A 19,269-nucleotide genomic window follows, 5' to 3' on the forward strand; every position below is an offset into this window, starting at 1 on the left:
AGCTTATGAAAAAGATGAGAAGATTCCGATCAAGGAGCTCAGATCAAAACTGTGTTCCCAGAAAAACAGCTTTCGTATTTCTATTAGTAGTGCTGTTCTTATGTCAAAACGCTATTGGTCAGAATATCACGGAAGTAGAATACTTCTTTGACGAAGATCCGGGTGTGGGTAGCGCTATTGGGATGACCATAAGTTCGTCAATCGATATTGACCTATCCGAATCATTGACCCAAGGGTTAAGTCAAGGATTTCATGTCCTGAGTGTTCGCGCAAAAAATGAAAATGGATATTGGGGCTTTGCCGAGAGGCGAACATTCTTTGTGCCATCAGTGGCAATCGCCGAACCTACGCCATCTGATATCACGGCCATGGAGTACTACATAGATCATGATCCTGGTGTAGGGGCAGCCACGCCTATCACTATTTCTTCTGCAGATGCAGTCGAACTTTCCAATGAGATCATTGATGCTTCTGCTTTATCCGCGGGCTTTCATTCGATTTTTATCAGAACTCAAAATGCAGATGATATATGGGGCTTACCTGAGAGCCGAGCATTTTATGTCACGGCTGAAGCAGCCGGTGCTGATCCCATTGCAGACATTGCGGTTTTGGAATATTTCTTCGATGAAGATCCTGGCGTAGGTCAAGCAACGGGAATCACCATTTCGGCTGGCCAAACGCTGGAAATAGATGAGTTGATTCCCCAATCTTTGTCCACTGGTTACCATCAGATTTATATCCGTGCTCAAAATACCAACGGTACATGGGGACTCAATGAACGCCGGACCATCTATGTGAAACCAGAAGTAATCGCAAGCACAACAAGCAACATAGCACGCCTGGAGTATTTTATTAACCAAGACGCAGGTCTCGGTGATGGTATAGCGCTGACCTTAGATCCAGCGGCAGAAATAAATATAGAAAATTTGATCATAGACCCTGAGGAGGATCTACCACTAGGCACCAATACCTTCGGCGTGAGAGCGCAAAATGCAGAAGGTCAATGGGGCTTTACCGAAATCCGGGAGTTTGAGGTCGAAGATGACTGTATTCACCCCGTCGCTAATTTTGAAATCGATTTGGCTTGTGAAGGCGAGGAAGTGACCTTCACTGATATCAGTAGTAATCTTCAAGAGGATGCTTCCTACACCTGGTATCTTGATGGGGCTGAACTAGTGGATGAAAGCAGTTCTATCTTATCGATGATTTTTGAAAACTCCGGTGAGTACAGCATGAGTCTGGTCGTCAAACAAGGGCAGATTTGTAAGGACAGCACAGGGGCTACTTTCAATATCAAGAAAAAACCCATTGTCGTGTTCAGTGCTGATCCGGTATATCTTGGCGAACCAACTTCTTATGAAGTAGATACTTTCTACGCCAATCCATCGGCCTCCTGGGTTTGGGATTTCGACGGTGATGGCCATGTGGACGACCAAACCGTCGGTAATAACACATACACTTTTAGCGCAATCGGAACATACACATCCACGCTGTCCATAAGCGATGGGGTGGGGTGTGAAGCCTCTTATACTAGAGAAATAGAAGTTCTGGAAGAATCATCCATCATTTTGATACCGGATGTTGAAATTTCAGTCTTCGATGGTTTGGATAATTCAGGAACAGAAATATCTAACCATCAGGAAACAAAAATTGACTTAGGCGAAATCCTTGTGGGTGAAACTGTAACGCGCAGTTTTACCATTGAAAACTCTGGGACTGATATATTGGCAATTTCTTCGATCCTCAGTTCAGACCAACATTTTTCAGTGAGTGAAGTTCCCGCCGAAGTGGCTGCATTGGGCATGGACAGTTTCAGCATTTCCTTCATCAGTACGGTGGCGGGACTATTTTCTTCTTCAATAATTATAGAAAATGAGGATGCTGATGAATCCGTTTTTGTCATCAATGTAGTCGCAAATGTCTTGCAAAAACCATTGCCCACTTTGATAATGGATTTGGGAGACATCACCTATGGAGATGAAGATTTTGCTTTGCAGGCAAGTAGTAATTCAACGGGATTAATCACCTACGCCAGTTCGGATGAATCCATCATTAGCATCACAGATGGGGTGGCCAGTGTGGTAGGTACGGGACCTTGTCAAATCACTGCTCATCAGGCCAGCAGCGACGAGTTTCTATCTACCAAAGTGATCTCTAGTATTGCAGTTCAAAAGAAGGTTCTTTTTGTTTTTGCAGATCCTATTTCAAAAAAATATGGAGATACAAATCCTGAACTAGGCCTTAACTATAGTGGTTTTGTTGATGGCGAAACAGTCAGCAACCTTGTTGTACCACCAATAGCTAATACAAACTGTAACGAACTAAGTGAAGTGGGTTCCTATACAATTAATGTGATCGTTGGAACGGACGATCATTATGACGTTGTGGCAATCAATGGTGAATTGGAAGTGGTCAAAACAGAACTGCTCGTGTCTGCAGATGATCTCTCTAAAACTTATGGGGACTCAAATCCAGAATTATCGATCACTTATGAAGGCTTTGTGAACGAGGAGGGACTAGAGGTACTAGATTCCGCTCCATCAACAGAAACTGTAGCCAACGAACTGAGTCCGGTTGGAGCCTATGTGATAGAGGTGATTGCTGGTTCAGACAACAACTACGAAATTGTAACCGAAGATGCTGAATTGGAAGTCAGAAAAGCTCAGTTGACCATCACGGCAGACGATCAAACGAAAATGGCAGGCTTTGATAATCCTGAGCTGACTTTATCCTATGCTGGATTTGTAAATGATGAAGATGAAACTGCAATTATTCCTCCATCGGTCCACACCACAGCTAGTTTGGATTCGGACGAAGGAACCTATGAGATCTTTTTAACCGGCGGCTCGGGGGATAACTATGAGTTGACTCTGGTGAATGGTACACTCACCGTCAAACCAAGCAATATTCTGAGTGCAGATAATCCAGAAACCACTTTGACTATTTACCCTAACCCTTGTTTGGATCAATTTTATATCCGAGGATTAGAAGCGAAGGCAGCGCTATCCATCATTGACCTTCAGGGAAAACAAGTGGCTTATTTTGATCAAGCTCAGGAAAAGTATGACATCAGATCATTGAAATCGGGAATCTATTTTGTCAAAATACAATCAAAGAATGACTCTCACTCTTTCAAATTGGTAAAACCTTAATCTACAACAATACAGTTTAAGTTAGCTAGAATAGGGACTCGCGACTATGTCCGAGTCCCTTGTTTTATTTCAGAGTCAAAACCAATGTGCTGATCGATTCACCTTTGAATTCCAGCTCTTGAGTTAGATCCACATCAACCGAGACAAAATGTTCGTCTTCCAGACTGTAATACATCTCAGCTGTGGCTATTTCATTTCCTGTGATCTCCAAATCGCGGTTCACTGCGCTAGTATTTGCATTAACCACAACCAAAGTAATCGCAGTTCCCTCTGGATTCAGGAAGGCAACCTGATCCAATGTTTCGTCCATATCCACTTCGATTCGTTTGTATCCCCCATCTACATATTTGGCATAATGCTTCATCAAGTGATAAAATGGCGTCAAGGTATAATTGCCATTACTCTGAACCTGAAACATGGCCAGGTCAGAATCTTCTGCCCACATCAGGGTCCAATAGAGGTAGGCCGAAACATTTCCTTCCCTAACGTTGATGTTGATGAATTGTGCCGTTTTGATCCAATCGAGACCGTCATACTCTGTCATGATCTTAGGCTTATCGCTAAAATTCGTGCCCAGACTGGCCAGCGTAGATTGCATGTCACTGATCGAACTGCTATTGTTGAAGTTGTAGGGGTGAAAGCCATAGGCGCCTAAGCTCGGATGATTGGAGAGAACCTCAGCAAAGTCGTCAAAGGCACCTGACGACAAGTTTGCAGACTCTGGACCCAGCATGATGGGTTTTGAATCTCGTGCATCCAGCAGTTTGGATACCTCCTCGAATGCTACATCATAACCCGGAAGGCTGGAGGTTTCTGATGGTGCCCATTCGCAGGTCTCCCAATCCGCCAGCCAGGTAGGTTCATTTTGAATGCTGAGGTAGTCAGGCATAAATGAAATGTTGTCCAACATGTCGATCGTATATTCAGCAAAGGCATCATACATAAATTCACCTGCTTCTTGCTTGAGTGTCCCACGATTCAAGGAACCATTACTCTTGAGTGCAGAGGGTGGGCCCCATGAACTCAGTAGCACCTTCACATCCGGATTAGCTGCTTTCACCAAATCGTAGAGTTCGTCCGTAGCTGTAAAGTGATTGATGAACCAGCTGGTCTCCATCTGGTCGGGTACTTTGTTATTTGGATAGTCCACAGGATAATACCAGTTTTTGAGCCTCACCATATCCATTCCGAGATCATTGACCATCAGATCGATGATTTCGTTTTTCTTACTGCTGCTGGTAATACGGTCACAGTACCAGGTCAGTGCCCCACCGAAACCGATCATCTCCTGGTGTTGATTCGAGGGGTCAATACTAATCTCTACCGTTTCCTCGGGTGTTTCAATTGGTGTCCCTGTGTTGTCGTCCGGTTTGCTGACTTCATCGTCACCACCACACGCTCCTAGCAACAGCAAAGATGCAAGCATCAAGGTTACCCTTCCCTTCTTTAGTAATTTGTCTTTCATAGTCTTAGTTTCAAGAGATCAAAAGTAGCTCGTCTTTATTTCCCTTTGAGTCAAAGGGTTACTTCACGTCCTCTTCAATTTTACTCATTCCTACTTCATTAGTGGAAATGATTCATGGCCATTTACATATCAACACCTCCCCAGTCAAAAAATGCTTACCCCAAAATGGAATATGCCCACCATCGACTGGAAAATGCACATCGATAACTGGAAAATGAACGTCATCAGATAGAAAATGACCCTCCCCCGGCGGAAAATGACCATCGCTGACCAAAAAATGTATGCCGTCAGTCAGAAAATGTGCATCATTCGCTGGAAAATGACCACCATCCAGTAAAAAACGAGTGTCTCAAACCAAAAAATCACCATCGTGAGTTAAAAAATGGGCATCTTATGATTGGGTGGGGTTATTCGCTGAATTACTTATCTTCGACGATCTAACGAAGCATGCTATGTCAGATCAGAATAGAAGAAAGTTCATCAAGGCAGGAAGTTTAGCACTGGCAGCAGGGGTAACGGGCACCTTAGCCTCCTGTGGAGAAAGCAAAAAATCTGCTGTAGATACTCCCAATATCAATTTCAACAAGAACTATCAGTGGAAAATGGTGACCACCTGGCCTCCAAATTTCCCTGTATTGGGTGAAGGCTGCAAGCTGCTCGCCCAATGGGTGAAGGAGATGAGCGGCGGTCGACTCAAGATAGAAGTCTATGGTGGAGGCGAACTGATTCCATCACTCGAGTGCTTCGATGCAGTTAGTCATGGTGCCGTAGAGATGGCCAGCGGTTCCGGCTACTATTGGGCGGGGAAATTACCCGCTGCTACCCTCTTTTCATCCGTACCCTTTGGAGTGACTGCTCAGCAGATGAACACCTGGATTCTGAATGCCGGAGGTCTGCAGCTCTGGGAAGAAATCTATGCACCTTTCAATCTCCTTCCTCTCCCTGGCGGTAACACCGGGCAGCAAGCTGGCGGCTGGTACAACAAAGAAATCAACAACCTGTCGGATTACGAAGGTCTGAAAATTCGTATGCCTGGCCTGGGCGGAAAGATGATCAAGAAAGCAGGTGGTAATGCGGTGCTCGTGGCTGGTGGCGAACTCTTCACCAATCTAGAACGTGGCGTCATCGATGCAACAGAATGGATCGGCCCCTATCACGACTACAAAATGGGCTTTCATCGAGTCGCGAAACATTACTATTTCCCCGGTTGGCACGAGCCGGGCACGGTTCTGGAGATGATGATGAACAAAGACAAGTTCCTGGAACTACCTCTGGACATTCAAGAAATCCTAAAAACGGCTTGCCTGAAACTAAACCAATGGATGCTGCTAGAATTCGAAGCGAAAAATGCCATCTACCTGCAGAAAATGCTGGACGAAGGGGTGGACATTCGCACCTTCCCAGCGGAAGTATTGGACGGCATGCGACGCATAGGTCAGGAGGTCATCACCGAACTGACCGACACAGATCCCCAAAGCAAAAAGATCTACGAGCACTTTTTGGATTTCAGGAAGAAAGCGGAGCTGTGGAGTCGTGTGAGTGAGGGAAGATAATAGTTTTAAGTACTTAGTAATTAGACGCTAGACTTGTTTTAACCTGTAAAAGAGATACTTATCAATAATTAGGTTTATTTTTGTACCAAAATGGTACGCAATTATGTTAGTGATCAGCAGCAGAGAATTCAGACAAAATCAGAAAGAGTATTTTGAAAAGGTGGATCAAGGCGAACAGGTAATCGTGCAACGCGGCAAGGACAAAGCCTATATTCTCACTCCTGTCACCAAGGATGATTTGTACTTTAATGCTGAAATGGTTGAAAAAATAAGAAACAGCATTTCTGAAATCAACCAAGGGAAATCTAAAAAAGTCAACAGTCCTGAAGAAATCAATCAATTACTTGGTCTATGATTTATGTGCTCGAATTTTCGAAAACAGCATTAGAAGATATCGAGAAACACAAAAAATCAGGTGATCAAGCTACGCTCAAGAAGATCCAAAAACTCTTAATCGAACTTACAGAACATCCAAGAACTGGAACTGGACAGCCCGAATTATTAAAACACAACCTGGCAGGACTATATTCAAGGCGAATCAATCAAAAACATCGTCTCGTCTATGCTATTGAAGAGAAAAAAGTAATTGTACATGTACTTAGTGCATATTCACATTATGGGGATAAATGATCAATTAACTCCTGCATCACCAAAATCAAATATGAAATCCTTCATTCTATTATTAGCCACATTTATATCAATAATCTACTGTCTAAGATTTGGCTATATCTGGACCGCCTATGCGCATGGCGGCCAAATTGCAGGCCTGCCATTTGCATTTATTCAATTGGTGCTATTGGCAATATTTGTATTGCTCAAAAGAGAATCATGGAAACAAATCCTGTTTATTCTTGCCTGCTGCTTTTTCCTTTCATTAGCCGGATTTAGCCTAACTATTGAATTAATCAGAAATATAAAAACCGATTATTTTGAATTTTTGTACGACTACAGAGATGGACAAGTAAACTCAATCTTAATAGCATGGATTTTACTAGGATTAGTGGCTACCTTTCTAATTAGCTACCTCAAAAATCGACGGTAAATAATTATCGCATCTTTCTAATTTCGTCGATCATCTGCTGAGGATTCTGGACAGGAGTATGGGAAGCTTTCTATTTTGGCTACTGACGACTGAAGTTCTGAAAGAAAATTCTGCTTAGTTTGCTCGCCCCATTCGTCTGAAAGATACTTAATCAACACCTCAAGTTTAAACTCTACTACTGGGGAGAGATAAACCTTGTGTTTCTTCATTTTACTTTTTCAATGAAAGATTCAAAAGAAGCTCTATTCCCCTTATTTAGCTGGTTAATGGCGATTTGAATTTCCTCTTTCTCAACATCGGTAAGCGTAAAACTACCTTGTTCTGTCAAAACCAAGTTTCTAATCTTTTCAAGAATAGATGGGTTATCCAAGTTAAGGATGAGTTTTGCTAGTTCTATTTTTGAGGTCTGAAGATCCATACCCAAAGATAAGAAAAAGCAAGATGCAATGAACCATTTTCATCTGACTGCTGTTGATTGTCCCGAATGAGCAAGAGTCATTCGCTTTAACTAAAACAGAATCCTATGAAACTAAGCGCTGGCCAGCAGGCCCCATCTTTCTCCACCTCTGATATCCATGGCAATCCTGTAGAATTAAAAAGCTACGCCGGAAAGAAAGTACTTCTCAGCTTCTTCCGAGATGTTTCCTGCCCCTTTTGCAATCTCCGAATCAGAGAGCTCATGAAGCACAAAGAGGAATGGGAAGCCAAAGGCCTGCATATGATTTTCTTCCTGGACAGCACTGCCGAAGAGATCAAAGCCAGCCCATTTCACAACAAATTAGATGGACTCCCCGTGATCGGCGATCAAAGCTTTGAAGTTTACTCAATCTATGGCGTGGAAAAATCCTTAGGTAAAATGATAAAGACCTTTACCCGCCAAGGTTCGATTTCCGCTTTGAAAGAAGGAGGAAAAATCGAAGGAGGAAAAAGTGCCAAAGCCAGTATGAATCTCATCCCCGCAGACTTTTTCATAGATGAAGATCAAAAAATTGTAGTTGCCAACTATGGCCAGCATATTCGAGATCACATCAAAGTAGAGGAAATAGAGAAGTTTGCCAATCAGGTGCTTGCTTAAACACCGTTAAAAAACATCGTCATATCGAGACCTAACATTTGGTATCCAACCGCACAAAAGGGAATGACGAAAACTGATGGGATGTATAGGTAGCCGGAATTGAAATGCTAAAACAGTTGTGTCATCTCGACGGAAGGAGAGATCTAAGGCGGTCCTAAGGTCAAGAAACACAAGTAATACAAACACGTCATTGGTAAGCAAAGCGAGATATCTCAATCGGCCTACTAGACCGAATGAGACTTCTCCTATCGTCGAAGTGACGTGTTTTTTAATCGGCAGCATTTCTATGATACCACCTAAAACTCACATAACCCACAGCCACTATCCCCCAATAGATGAACATCAACTGCACATTGTAAATGCTCATGGCGATCATGGCCACAACAGCGATTACTAGCGCGATGGCCGGAAAGTATGGAAACATAGGTACGCGGAAGGGTCTTTCTAAATCCGCACGCTTCTTCCTCAAGGCGAAAAAGGCCACCATAGACACAATGTAGAGGGTCAGCGCACCAAAGCAGGCGATGGTAATGATCTCTCCCGTTTTACCCGTGAGGAGGGCGATGATGCCGATCAGCATATTGGCGATGAGGGCATTGACAGGGGTCTGGGTTTTGGGATGGACTTTGCCTACCCAGGGGGAAATATAGCGCTCTCTTCCCAGCTCCAGCGTAGAACGACCAGCCGCCAGAATAATACCATGGAAGGATGCTATCAAACCAAACAGCCCAATGGTGATCAGCAGATGATAGAGTATATTGTTTTCTCCTACGATTTGGGCCAGTGCAAGAGGCAAAGGAGAATCAGAAGCCTCCGCTCCAGGTTCAGGGTAAACGACTGCCTCCCATCCCGCTACACCTACAGCCGCAGTAAAAGTCAGAATACAAAGCACCACTAGTGTAAAAATAGCCGAACCAAAACCCTTCAATATATCCTTCTGCGGATTCTTGGCCTCCTCCGCTACATTGGCGACTCCCTCGATCGCCAGAAAAAACCAGATCGCAAAAGGAATGGCAGCAAAAGCCCCTCCCCAGCCGTTGGGTAAGGCATTTCGAGTGAGGTTCTCCACTTCAAATGCCGTAAAACTAACCCCTGAAAATATCAGCAACTCCACCACGGCCAGAACAGTAACGAAGAGCTCGAAGTAGGCCGCTGATTTTACCCCCCAAATATTCAATCCTGTAAAAACCAGATAAGAGACGATGGCGATGGTCATCACATCAACCTCCGGCAAAAACATATTGAGATAGGCACCAATGGCCGCTGCTATCGCTGGCGGGGCAAAGATGAACTCGATGCTCTGCGCCATTCCTGCCAAATATCCCCAATGCTTACCCAATCCCATACGCGCATAGTCAAAAGCCCCTCCCGCTTTTGGAATCGCACAGGCCATTTCGGTATAGCTGAAGGTAAAGGTTACATACATCACGATGATGAAGAAGGTCGCCACAGCTAGCCCCAAAGTTCCTCCTTCGGCCAGTCCCAGGTTCCAGCCAAAGTACATACCCGAAATCACATAGCCCACACCCAGCCCCCAAAGCATCAAGGGCCCGAGGGTCTTTTTTAGTTCATTCTTATTTTCACTCATTGCGAGTAGTTAATGGTTAATAGGGTTTCCATTGACAAATTCAAAAGCCTAAAACATCCCAGAATTGTCACATTGAGGTCTTCGAAATGTCTGTCTGCATTTAGCAGCAAAGCTTCGAGGGCCTCAGTTTGACAGCTTCTTAAGGCTTTTGGATATGTCTTATTTTATTGCTCTTTACATCTTTCGCAAAATCAGAGTCTAGTAATTGGTCGTCGAATGTGTCTTTCAGATTCACGCCAGATATTTTTCTTCTCAATGCTTCGGAGATCAAAAAAGCCAGCTTTTGTGCGGCATAGTCGTAGGACAAGCCTTCTGCCCGAATATTTGAGATGCAATTTCTTTTTTCGTCTGTATTACCCGTTTTAGGGTCAAAAGTCAGATAAGCACCCAAACTATCCGGAGAACTCAAGCCCGGTCTTTCACCTACCAATACCACGGTAATCTGACATTTGCATAGCTCACCGATAGGATCCCCAATGGCCACCCTTCCATTCTCCACGAGCATCAGAGGCGCCAATCGAAAGGACGAAAGTAAAGGCAACAAAGCAGAAAGAAAAGGGAGAACATGTGACTCAATCGCCATAGCAGAAAGTCCATCACTAATGACAATGGCTACTTCCGTTTCCGTGATCGATTGTTCTTTTAGACTACTTTGCGAATCGGGATGCAAAAGTCTCCCAAGGTCTGGTCGCTGGATGTATTGCTGACGATTTCCAGCTTGACTTTTCAAAAGATGCATGGGTTGATTGAGAGGAGTCAAAACTGATTGCATAGACTCCCAATCGACTTCAGACCAAACCGCATCCCTCGCCAGCGCATGATCCATTCGAAAGGAAAGCATCTCTGAAGTCGTCAGGCTTCCTCCCGTTCGACCCAATGCGATTCGTGCATTGGTGAAATTCCGATATTTTTCCCAGGCATCTCCGTTGCTCATAGGTACAAAAGTTTATGTCGATGCTTCCCTTCGAGCATTTGCCCTTGATCATCTACCAAATTCATTTTTTGCAACCAGGATTCAAACTCAGGGGCATATTTCAATCCAAGCACCTGACGGATATACAACTGGTCATGAAAAGAGGTGCTTTGGTAATGGAGCATCACATCATCCGCCCCCGGCACCCCCATGATAAAGTTGCAACCAGCCAATCCCAGCAGCGAGAGCAAATTGTCCATATCATCCTGATCGGCCTGGCTGTGGTTGGTGTAGCAGATGTCACAGCCCATCGGCAGTCCCATCAGCTTGCCGCAGAAATGATCCTCCAGTCCAGCACGAATGATCTGCTTGCCATTGTAGAGATATTCCGGACCGATAAATCCCACCACCGTATTCACCAAAAGAGGGTCATATATTCGCGCCAGGGCATAAGAGCGAACCTCACAAGTCTGCTGATCCACGCCATGATGGGCATTGGCCGAGTGTGCACTGCCCTGACCGGTTTCGAAATACATCAGATTCTTGCCTACTGTTCCTCTTTTCAGCGATAGTCCGGCATCATAGGATTCATCTAATATTTCCTTTGTAACGCCGAAGCTCTCATTGGTTTTTTGGGTGCCGCCTATGGATTGAAAAATGAGGTCAACAGGAGCTCCCTCATTGATCAACTGCAGCGTAGTAGTGACATGAGATAGCACACAGGTTTGGGTCGGGATGTCAAATCTCTTGCGCAGCTCGTCCAGCATTTCCAACAGATTTCTGGTGCTTTGTGCATGATCGGAGACGGGGTTGATTCCGATCACCGCATCACCTACCCCGTACATCAGTCCGTCAATCGTGCTGGCCATGATGCCTTTCGGGTCATCGGTAGGATTGTTGGGTTGGAGCCGAGTAGAAAAATGCCCATCCAGGCCCAGGGTATTTCGAAAGCGGCTGACATTGCGAATCTTGGAGGCGACCAATATGAGGTCCTGATTGGACATAATTTTACTCACAGCTGCGACCATTTCTGGCAAAAGTCCCGGGCTTATTCTCTTGAGCAGAGCGCCATCGGTCTCATAGGCCAGTAGCCAATCCCGAAAGCTCCCCACGGTATGATGGCTGATTAACTGAAAAGCTTTTGGATCATGATGATCAAAAGCCAATCTCGTGATATCGTCCTCCTCGTATGGGATCAACTGCTCTTCCAGAAATTGCTTCAGTGGAATATCGGCCAGTGCCAACCTAGCCGCTATCCTTTCCTTTTCATTCTTAGCAGCCAACCCAGCCATCACATCACCAGACTTTTCAGGGGTCGCCTTGGCCAGCACCGTCTTAAGATCAGGAAAGGAGTAGGAGAAATTTCCGACGCTGCTTTGGTATTTCATGTGGGGCTCGCTTTATGACGAAAGCATGAAAATGAACAATAATTCACTGAAAAGCAATGGATTGATTAACTCAGCATGGTCAAAAAAGCAAAAAAAAGGGAGCTCCATTCGAGCTCCCTTTTTTTACACGCAATACTTTTTATTGTGGACAGTCTGCCTCAACTGCAGCTATCACATCAGCAGCAGCATCAATACAATCAGCAGGTCCAGCACAATCATATCTTTGTCCATTATAAGTGTACCAAGTTTCCACCCCGTTGCTACATGCTTCATAAGTCTTATCGCAAAGAGTTGTATCAGTACATTCGGTTATGGCATCTTCTATTTTATCATCCAGGTTACATGAAGTGATAAGAAAAGTTCCAAAAAGGGCAATTAGTGCCGTTACGTAAGTCTTTTTCATAATCGTAATAAAGTTTTAGTTAAATAATCATTTCAATAAAATCAAAACGTTTCTCTCTTGAAATTTATTATTCTCAAAAAATTCTTTGGCAGATTTCGTCCTTTGATCGGAATGCCTTCAATCTTTTATTATCTTCATCATTCTTTTAACCGACTAGAACAATAAGATGAAAAAAATTTCCTGCCTGTTTTCTCTCCTTTTGCTCATTTATGCCTGTGGAGACAAGAATGCTTCCAATGAAACCAATAAGTTTGATAGTCCGAAGAGTCTCTTTGTAGATTATATCTCGGAGTACAGTTCGGGACTGATCAGTTCTTCAGCCCCTATTGTGATCAAGTTGTCCAAAAGTGTCGAGGGGATTAAACCTGGAGATACTGCTAGTGATTTGATCAAGTTTGACCCTAATATCAAAGGTGAAGCTAAGTGGGAAGATGATCGCACCGTTGTTTTTCAGCCTGAAGGTAAATTGCCACAGTCCCAGTCTTATCAGGCGGTTTTTAAAATTGGAGAGATATTAGAAACTCCCTCTGATAGAAAGGAATTCAAGTTCAGCTTCAAGACTCTACTTCAAAATTTTGATGTTGAGTTTAAAGGACTATCTCCCTATGATATCACTGACCTGACCAGGGTAAAGCTGGAGGGAAGTATTCAAACAGCAGATGTGGCAGATGCCCAGAGCATAGAAAAAATCTTGAGCGCTCAGCAGAATGGAAAGGCGCTGGATATCAGCTGGACACATCAGTTGGAAAAGAAGGTTTCTAATTTTAGTATCGAACAGATCAGCCGAGGAAAAAAAGAATCTGAAGTACAAATTAGCTGGAAAGGGGAAGCCATAGGAGTGGATGAAGAAGATGACGAGGATTATGTTATTCCTGCATTGGATGACTTCAAGATCACCAATGTCAAGGTCAATCGTGGCACAGACAAATACATATCAGTTATTTTTTCGGACCCCTTGCTCGCCAAACAAAATTTGAGCGGTTTTGTGACTTTGAATAGAAGTGAACCGCGCTATGTAATTGACAAAAATGAGTTGAAACTGTACCCAACCAGCAATTTGCAAGGGCAGGTCAATTTGAAAGTATTTAGTAAAATCAAGAATGTGGCGGGCTTTACCTTGAAAGCGGATTATGAAGCTTCTTTCAGGCTATCCCAGTCCAAACCAGATGTAAGAATCGTAGCGAATGATGGGGTGATTATTCCAAATTCCGAAGGACTGATCTTACCCTTTGAAGCCGTAGGTCTTAAGGCTGTGGATGTGATGGTCGTGCAGGTCTTCAGCGAAAATGTTTTTCAACATCTTCAAGTCAACAACCTGCAGGGCCACTCGGAGTTAAGCCGAGTAGGCCGCCCAGTGATCAAAAAAGTAGTGGATCTGAGAGGGCAAGGCGTCACAGACCTGAATGTTTGGAATCGCTATACGCTGGATTTGGCCAGTATCATAGAAGTGGATCCCGGAGCGATGTACGAGGTTCAAATGAGTTTCAGGCCACAGCATTCTATCTACTTTTGCTCTAATGGAGACGAAGAAATTGAAGAGCTGAGCCTTAACGAAAACTGGGAAGAAGAGGAGGAAGAAAGCAACTGGGACTCTTACCAATATTATTACAATTCGGATTACGACTGGAGAGAAAGAGAAAACCCCTGCCACATCAGCTACTACATGTATCGTGACAAGGCCAAAAAAATGGTTTTTGCTTCCGACATTGGGTTGATAGCTAAGCGTGCAGACAAAGGTGACTTACATGTCTTTGCCAGTAACCTGGTAGACGCTAAGGCCATGGCGGATGTCAACTTTGCCGTATATGACTATCAACATCAGGTGGTTGGTTCTGGTATTGCCAATAGCAAGGGCGAAGCAAAGATTCAGATAAAAGGGAATCCCTTTTTGTTGATGGCTAAGAAGGGGGAGCAATATGCTTATTTGAAATTGAGCGATGGTGAATCATTGTCCCTCAGCAATTTTAATACGACTGGCCAGGAGATCAAAGAAGGGATCAAAGGTTATATCTATGGGGAGAGAGGGGTATGGAGACCGGGCGATGATATTTATCTTTCATTCATGCTGGACGATCCACAGCATCGTCTGCCTGAGAACTATCCGGTGGTGCTGGAGCTAAACAACCCGATGGGCCAGCGAGTAAAAAAGGTAGTCAAATCAGAATCTGTAGAAGGCTTATATCATTTTGCCCTCAACACTTCTCCAGATGCGCCCACTGGCAACTGGCAAGCGGTCGTTAAAGCAGGTGGAGCTTCTTTCACCAAGAAACTTAAAATCGAGACAGTCAAGCCCAATCGTTTGAAGATAGAGCTGGATTTCAAGCAAGACAGAATCACCGCTGCGCAGGGCAGTGTATCAGGTTCGCTAGACGTCAAATGGCTGCATGGAGCTGTCGCCAATGGCCTGAAAGCTGAATATGATATGACGCTCTATCCGGTGAAAACGACTTTTGAGGATTACCCTAATTATACCTTTGATGATAATTCAAAGGATTTCTATTCCAGTACAGAGCAGATTTTTTCTGGTCGACTCGATCAAAATGGTCATGCCAGTGTCAACGTGCCTATTGAAACGCAGGAAAACGCCCCGGGTGCTTTGCGAGCAGTTTTTGATGGAAAAGTGTACGAAGAAGGAGGTAACTTCAGTATTGACAAAACTTCGATTCCCTTCTACCCCTATGCTTCATTTGTGGGTATTCAGGCTCCCGAGGGGGATAAGCGAGGCATGCTGTTGACAGATGAAGATCATACGATTCAGATTGCAACCGTCAGTGCAGATGGAAAGGCATTGTCTCGCAGTGACCTGGAAGTAGAACTCTACAAACTAGAATGGAGATGGTGGTGGGATCAAAGTGCCAATCAGGCCGGATATGTCAGTAGATCCTATAGCAGTCCGATTCAGACTGATCGAGTGGATAGCAATGGTGGTAAGGCCACCTGGAAACTAAGAGTGAATCACCCAAGCTGGGGTCGATATTTTCTTCGCGTAACTGATCCCGTTTCAGGGCACAGTGTGGGTAAGGTGATCTATATGGACTGGCCGGGTTGGGCAGGCAAAGGCAAACGTGGCGACATGGGTGGCGTGAATATGCTGAGCTTTGAACTCGAAAAAGAAGAATACCAGGTAGGGGACGAAATCAAAATCAACATACCGAGCAGCAAAGGATCCAGAATTCTAACGAGTCTAGAAACAGGAGATAAAATCATTCAATCTTTTTGGGTAGAATCGGAGGAGGAATCTACCACGATTTCCTTCGAGGCGACTAGCGACATGGCACCCAATGTATACGCCAACATCATGATGATCCAACCTCATGCGCAAACGGCCAATGATTTACCGATTCGTTTGTATGGCATTCAGTCGATTCAGGTGACCGATCCTACGACAGTTTTGCATCCAGAGATCAAGATGCCAAAAGAGCTTAGCCCTGAACAGGAATTTACTGTCGAGGTATCAGAGCAAGAGGGCAGAAAAATGGCTTATACATTAGCGATGGTAGAAGAAGGGCTTTTGGACCTTACCCGCTTCCAGACTCCGAATCCATGGGGAAGTTTCTATGCAAGAGAGTCGCTAGGAGTGAAAACCTGGGATGTCTATGACGATGTGGTCGGTGCCTATGGTGGCAAGATAGAGAGACTGTTGGCCATCGGTGGAGGGGGTGAAATGGACGAAGAGGCCAAGAAAAAACTAAAGGCCAATCGATTCAAACCTGTGGTGAAATACTTGGGGCCTTTCTTCCTCGAAAGCGGGAAGACAGCCAAGCACAAAATCAAGATGCCCCAATATGTCGGTAGTGTCCGTACCATGGTGGTGGCTGGATACGAAGGAGCTTTTGGTTCTGCAGAGGAAACCACAGCCGTGAAGCAGCCTGTAATGGTACTGGCCACTTTGCCGCGAGTAGTTGGGCCTGATGAAGAAATCAGCATTCCTGTAACGATATTCGTCAATGATCCGAACGTAAAAACGGTCAATCTAAGTGTGAGTAGCGATGCAGGCCTGAGTATACTAGGTAGTGCGACACAAAATATCAGCATGAATGGAAATAGCGAAATGGTTCACTATTTCAAGGCCAAGGCTGGGAGAAACATTGGGATTGCCAAGGTGGAAGTAAAAGCGAAGGCTGGCAATCATGAGGCCAAATATGATGTAGAAATGAATCTGCGTCCGGCTAATCCTATGATGGTAGATGTGCAGGACAAATTCCTGTCCGCCAATGAGAGCATACAATTGACTTACGATCCTTTGGGGATGATCGGGACTAATGAGGCCAAATTGGAAATTTCTTCTCTGCCTCCGATCAACCTGGAGCAGCGACTGAAGTACCTGATCCGTTATCCTCATGGCTGTATCGAGCAGACTACTTCATCGGTTTTTGCTCAGCTCTATCTGGGAGAGATTACGAGTTTAAGCGAAAACACCAAATCCGAAATAGAACGAAATATCAAAGCGGCCATCGATCGACTTAGAACTTTCCAGACCATCAATGGCGGGTTTAGCTACTGGCCAGGTCAGGCGATGGAGAGCGATTGGGGCAGTAACTATGCAGGACACTTTTTGGTTGAGGCCAAAAAGGCAGGTTATGCTGTTCCGGAAAACATGTTGAGTTCCTGGATCAAATACCAAAAGAATCAAGCGCGCCAATGGTCTCGCGGAGGACGAACAAGAAGCGATCTGGTTCAGGCTTATCGCCTGTATGGACTGGCGCTGGCTGGAGAAAAGGCCATGGGAGCGATGAACCGACTGAAGGAAACTACTCCGCTTTCCAACTCTGCCAAATGGCGACTGGCACTCACTTATGCAGTGGCTGGATACGACGATGTGGCCAACGAACTGGTGGCAGACCTGAGTACAACCGTAGAGGATTATCGAGAGCTGTCCTATACTTATGGATCTGGAACCAGAGATGAGGCCATGATTTTGGAGACCTTGGCTTATTTGGATCAGAAAGAAAAAGCCTTCCCTGTGCTGCAGCGATTGGCAGAGAAGATGGGGCAGAAAAACCAATGGATGAGTACGCAGACAACCGCCTTCTGTTTGATCGGAATTCAGGCCTATACAAAAGGGGTCGACACCAAAAATGTGAGCTTTCAGGTCAAGGAAGGTGGAGCTAATGCCGATTATCAAACGGGAAATTACATCACGACTGTGGTGCTAAAGGATGTTGACAAGAAGGTTCCGTTGTCCGTAAGCAACTCAGGAAATGCCCCAATCTATGTGCGATTGATACGCGGAGGGATTCCAATCGAAGGAAATGAAGAAGCCAGAGCCAGAAACTTATCCTTTAAGGTGAAATATGTCGCTCGAGATGGTTCTACGCTTGATCCAGCGGACATAGCGCAAAGCACGGATTTCTCCGTCTTGATGACGGTACACAATACTGGCTTGAAGGGAGATTACGAAGAGTTGGCATTGACTCACATTTTCCCATCCGGATGGGAAATCCTGAATGATCGAATCGGAGGCGAATCACAGAGCACAAGCTATGATGTACCCGAGTATTCGGATATCAGGGATGATCGCGTGATGATCTATTTTGATCTAAAAGCCAATGAGAAGAAAACCTTCGAGGTAAAGTTGAATGCTGCCTACAAGGGTAAATACTACATGCCAGCTGCCGTAGTAGAAGCCATGTACGATAACGATATCTATGCGAATACGGCCGGGAAGTGGGTGACTTTGGAATGACAGTATGCCAATTTTTTCTGTGTAATAAATTATTTATGATAAATAAACTGATATATCTAGCAGTTTTGGTTTTGATCATTTCCTGTGGTTTTGAAAAGAAGGAAAATAACTCCATAAAAACTGAATTGATTGCTATTGAAGATCTCAATGAAAAATCATTGGATGACCTGAGAATAATCAGAAATGAAATTTTTGCCAGAAAGGGGTACAGGTTTAAATCGGACGACCTTGTTAAATATTTTTCGGGTTTTGACTGGTATGAACCCAAGTATGACAATGTTGATTCTTTGCTATCTGATTTGGATAAGCAAAACATCCAAAACATAGTAGAATTGGAAAAAGAAAAAAGAAGAGAATTAGAGCGAAAAGAAATTAAGATTGACGATGCAGTACTGAGCCAATATGAAAGTTCTGAGTTATCCGCAGATGGGTGGACTAAGCAATTTCTGGCAAAGATGTTTCAGACTATAGATCAGTTCGAGGGAAGACCAGCAGATACCACCATGTTTACAATTGGAAATATAGATGGAATAGGTAATCAAGATACTATCAAAACTCATATTCAAGCTGTTGACAATGATATTTTTGTTAGTTCTACTTGGAGCAGAAAAGGGGAAATAATTTGGAGTAATTCTCAAAAAAACCCATATCTAGGAATAAATTCTGACGACATTTTCTCCTACGAAGGGAGACATCCATGGGTCACTTTTACTATCGCGCTAAATTATAGTTCGCCAGAATTAAGTAGTCGAAATGATTACGCTGGTATCGATAGGGAAACCGCTATCAAAATGGCAGAATGGTACATTGAAAGAAAAAACCTCAATATTTCAATGGTTGAATATACTTCATATTTTGATTCATTCGACGGTCAACTGATCCTCTTTGGAGAACCTGAAATTAGGCATGAATTGATGCAATGGTATGAGCCAAAGAAGCAGTTCATATTGTATTATGCTCCATGAGTTGTTTTGAGGACAATTAACAATATTCGTATTTGAGTA

At 44.2% G+C, this 19,269-nt stretch carries 14 protein-coding genes; 7 read left to right on the top strand and 7 right to left on the bottom strand.

Annotation, left to right across the window (positions count from 1 at the left end; genetic code table 11):
• The first annotated feature begins 14 nt into the window (after window positions 1-14).
• A complete protein-coding gene (locus tag N7U62_RS17205; protein ID WP_264139291.1) occupies window positions 15-3,152 on the top strand; it encodes an MBG domain-containing protein in 3,138 nt (1,045 codons plus the stop codon).
• A gap of 64 nt (window positions 3,153-3,216) precedes the next feature.
• Here the strand turns inward: N7U62_RS17205 and N7U62_RS17210 are convergent, their stop codons facing one another.
• On the bottom strand, window positions 3,217-4,617 hold the full coding sequence (locus N7U62_RS17210) for a glycoside hydrolase family 30 beta sandwich domain-containing protein (RefSeq protein ID WP_264139292.1): 1,401 nt from the start codon (window positions 4,615-4,617) through the stop codon (window positions 3,217-3,219).
• 452 nt (window positions 4,618-5,069) lie between these two features.
• Here N7U62_RS17210 and N7U62_RS17215 point away from each other — a divergent pair, with 452 nt between their 5' ends.
• From N7U62_RS17215 to N7U62_RS17225, 3 genes are all read left to right on the top strand, one after another.
• Window positions 5,070-6,170 carry a TRAP transporter substrate-binding protein gene (locus tag N7U62_RS17215; protein WP_264139293.1) on the top strand — a complete coding sequence of 367 codons (1,101 nt, stop codon included), beginning with the start codon at window positions 5,070-5,072 and terminating at the stop codon, window positions 6,168-6,170.
• 103 nt (window positions 6,171-6,273) lie between these two features.
• Window positions 6,274-6,525, top strand: a complete 252-nt coding sequence (locus N7U62_RS17220; RefSeq protein WP_264139294.1) for a type II toxin-antitoxin system Phd/YefM family antitoxin — start codon at window positions 6,274-6,276, stop codon at window positions 6,523-6,525.
• Window positions 6,522-6,800 (top strand): Txe/YoeB family addiction module toxin, encoded by a 279-nt coding sequence (locus N7U62_RS17225; RefSeq protein WP_264139295.1) that lies wholly within the window; start codon window positions 6,522-6,524, stop codon window positions 6,798-6,800. Before N7U62_RS17220 ends, N7U62_RS17225 begins: the two co-directional genes overlap by 4 nt.
• Window positions 6,801-7,229: 429 nt before the next feature.
• Here the strand turns inward: N7U62_RS17225 and N7U62_RS17230 are convergent, their stop codons facing one another.
• Window positions 7,230-7,421 (bottom strand): hypothetical protein, encoded by a 192-nt coding sequence (locus N7U62_RS17230; RefSeq protein WP_264139296.1) that lies wholly within the window; start codon window positions 7,419-7,421, stop codon window positions 7,230-7,232.
• Window positions 7,418-7,630, bottom strand: coding sequence for a hypothetical protein (locus N7U62_RS17235; RefSeq protein ID WP_264139297.1), 213 nt, complete (start codon window positions 7,628-7,630; stop codon window positions 7,418-7,420). Before N7U62_RS17235 ends, N7U62_RS17230 begins: the two co-directional genes overlap by 4 nt.
• Window positions 7,631-7,735: 105 nt before the next feature.
• Here N7U62_RS17235 and N7U62_RS17240 point away from each other — a divergent pair, with 105 nt between their 5' ends.
• Window positions 7,736-8,287, top strand: coding sequence for a redoxin domain-containing protein (locus N7U62_RS17240; RefSeq protein WP_264139298.1), 552 nt, complete (start codon window positions 7,736-7,738; stop codon window positions 8,285-8,287).
• A gap of 268 nt (window positions 8,288-8,555) precedes the next feature.
• Here N7U62_RS17240 and eat read toward each other — a convergent pair whose 3' ends face one another.
• From eat to N7U62_RS17260, 4 genes are all read right to left on the bottom strand, one after another.
• Complete coding sequence (gene eat / locus N7U62_RS17245; RefSeq protein WP_264139299.1) at window positions 8,556-9,875, bottom strand: ethanolamine permease; 1,320 nt, start codon at window positions 9,873-9,875, stop codon at window positions 8,556-8,558.
• A gap of 139 nt (window positions 9,876-10,014) precedes the next feature.
• The gene (gene eutC, locus N7U62_RS17250; RefSeq protein WP_264139300.1) at window positions 10,015-10,809 is read right to left on the bottom strand and encodes an ethanolamine ammonia-lyase subunit EutC; all 795 of its coding nucleotides are present in this window, start codon (window positions 10,807-10,809) and stop codon (window positions 10,015-10,017) included.
• On the bottom strand, window positions 10,806-12,176 hold the full coding sequence (locus N7U62_RS17255; protein WP_264139301.1) for an ethanolamine ammonia-lyase subunit EutB: 1,371 nt from the start codon (window positions 12,174-12,176) through the stop codon (window positions 10,806-10,808). Before N7U62_RS17255 ends, eutC begins: the two co-directional genes overlap by 4 nt.
• Window positions 12,177-12,315: 139 nt before the next feature.
• A complete protein-coding gene (locus tag N7U62_RS17260; protein ID WP_264139302.1) occupies window positions 12,316-12,579 on the bottom strand; it encodes a hypothetical protein in 264 nt (87 codons plus the stop codon).
• Between the two features lie 166 nt (window positions 12,580-12,745).
• On the opposite strand from N7U62_RS17260, the gene N7U62_RS17265 reads away from it, so the two are divergent.
• Together N7U62_RS17265 and N7U62_RS17270 are read left to right on the top strand one after the other, a co-directional pair.
• Window positions 12,746-18,265 carry an alpha-2-macroglobulin family protein gene (locus N7U62_RS17265; protein ID WP_264139303.1) on the top strand — a complete coding sequence of 1,840 codons (5,520 nt, stop codon included), beginning with the start codon at window positions 12,746-12,748 and terminating at the stop codon, window positions 18,263-18,265.
• 35 nt (window positions 18,266-18,300) lie between these two features.
• Complete coding sequence (locus N7U62_RS17270) at window positions 18,301-19,230, top strand: YARHG domain-containing protein (RefSeq protein ID WP_264139304.1); 930 nt, start codon at window positions 18,301-18,303, stop codon at window positions 19,228-19,230.
• Window positions 19,231-19,269 lie beyond the last annotated feature (39 nt).

Source organism: Reichenbachiella ulvae (assembly GCF_025833875.1).
Lineage (GTDB): Bacteria > Bacteroidota > Bacteroidia > Cytophagales > Cyclobacteriaceae > Reichenbachiella > Reichenbachiella ulvae.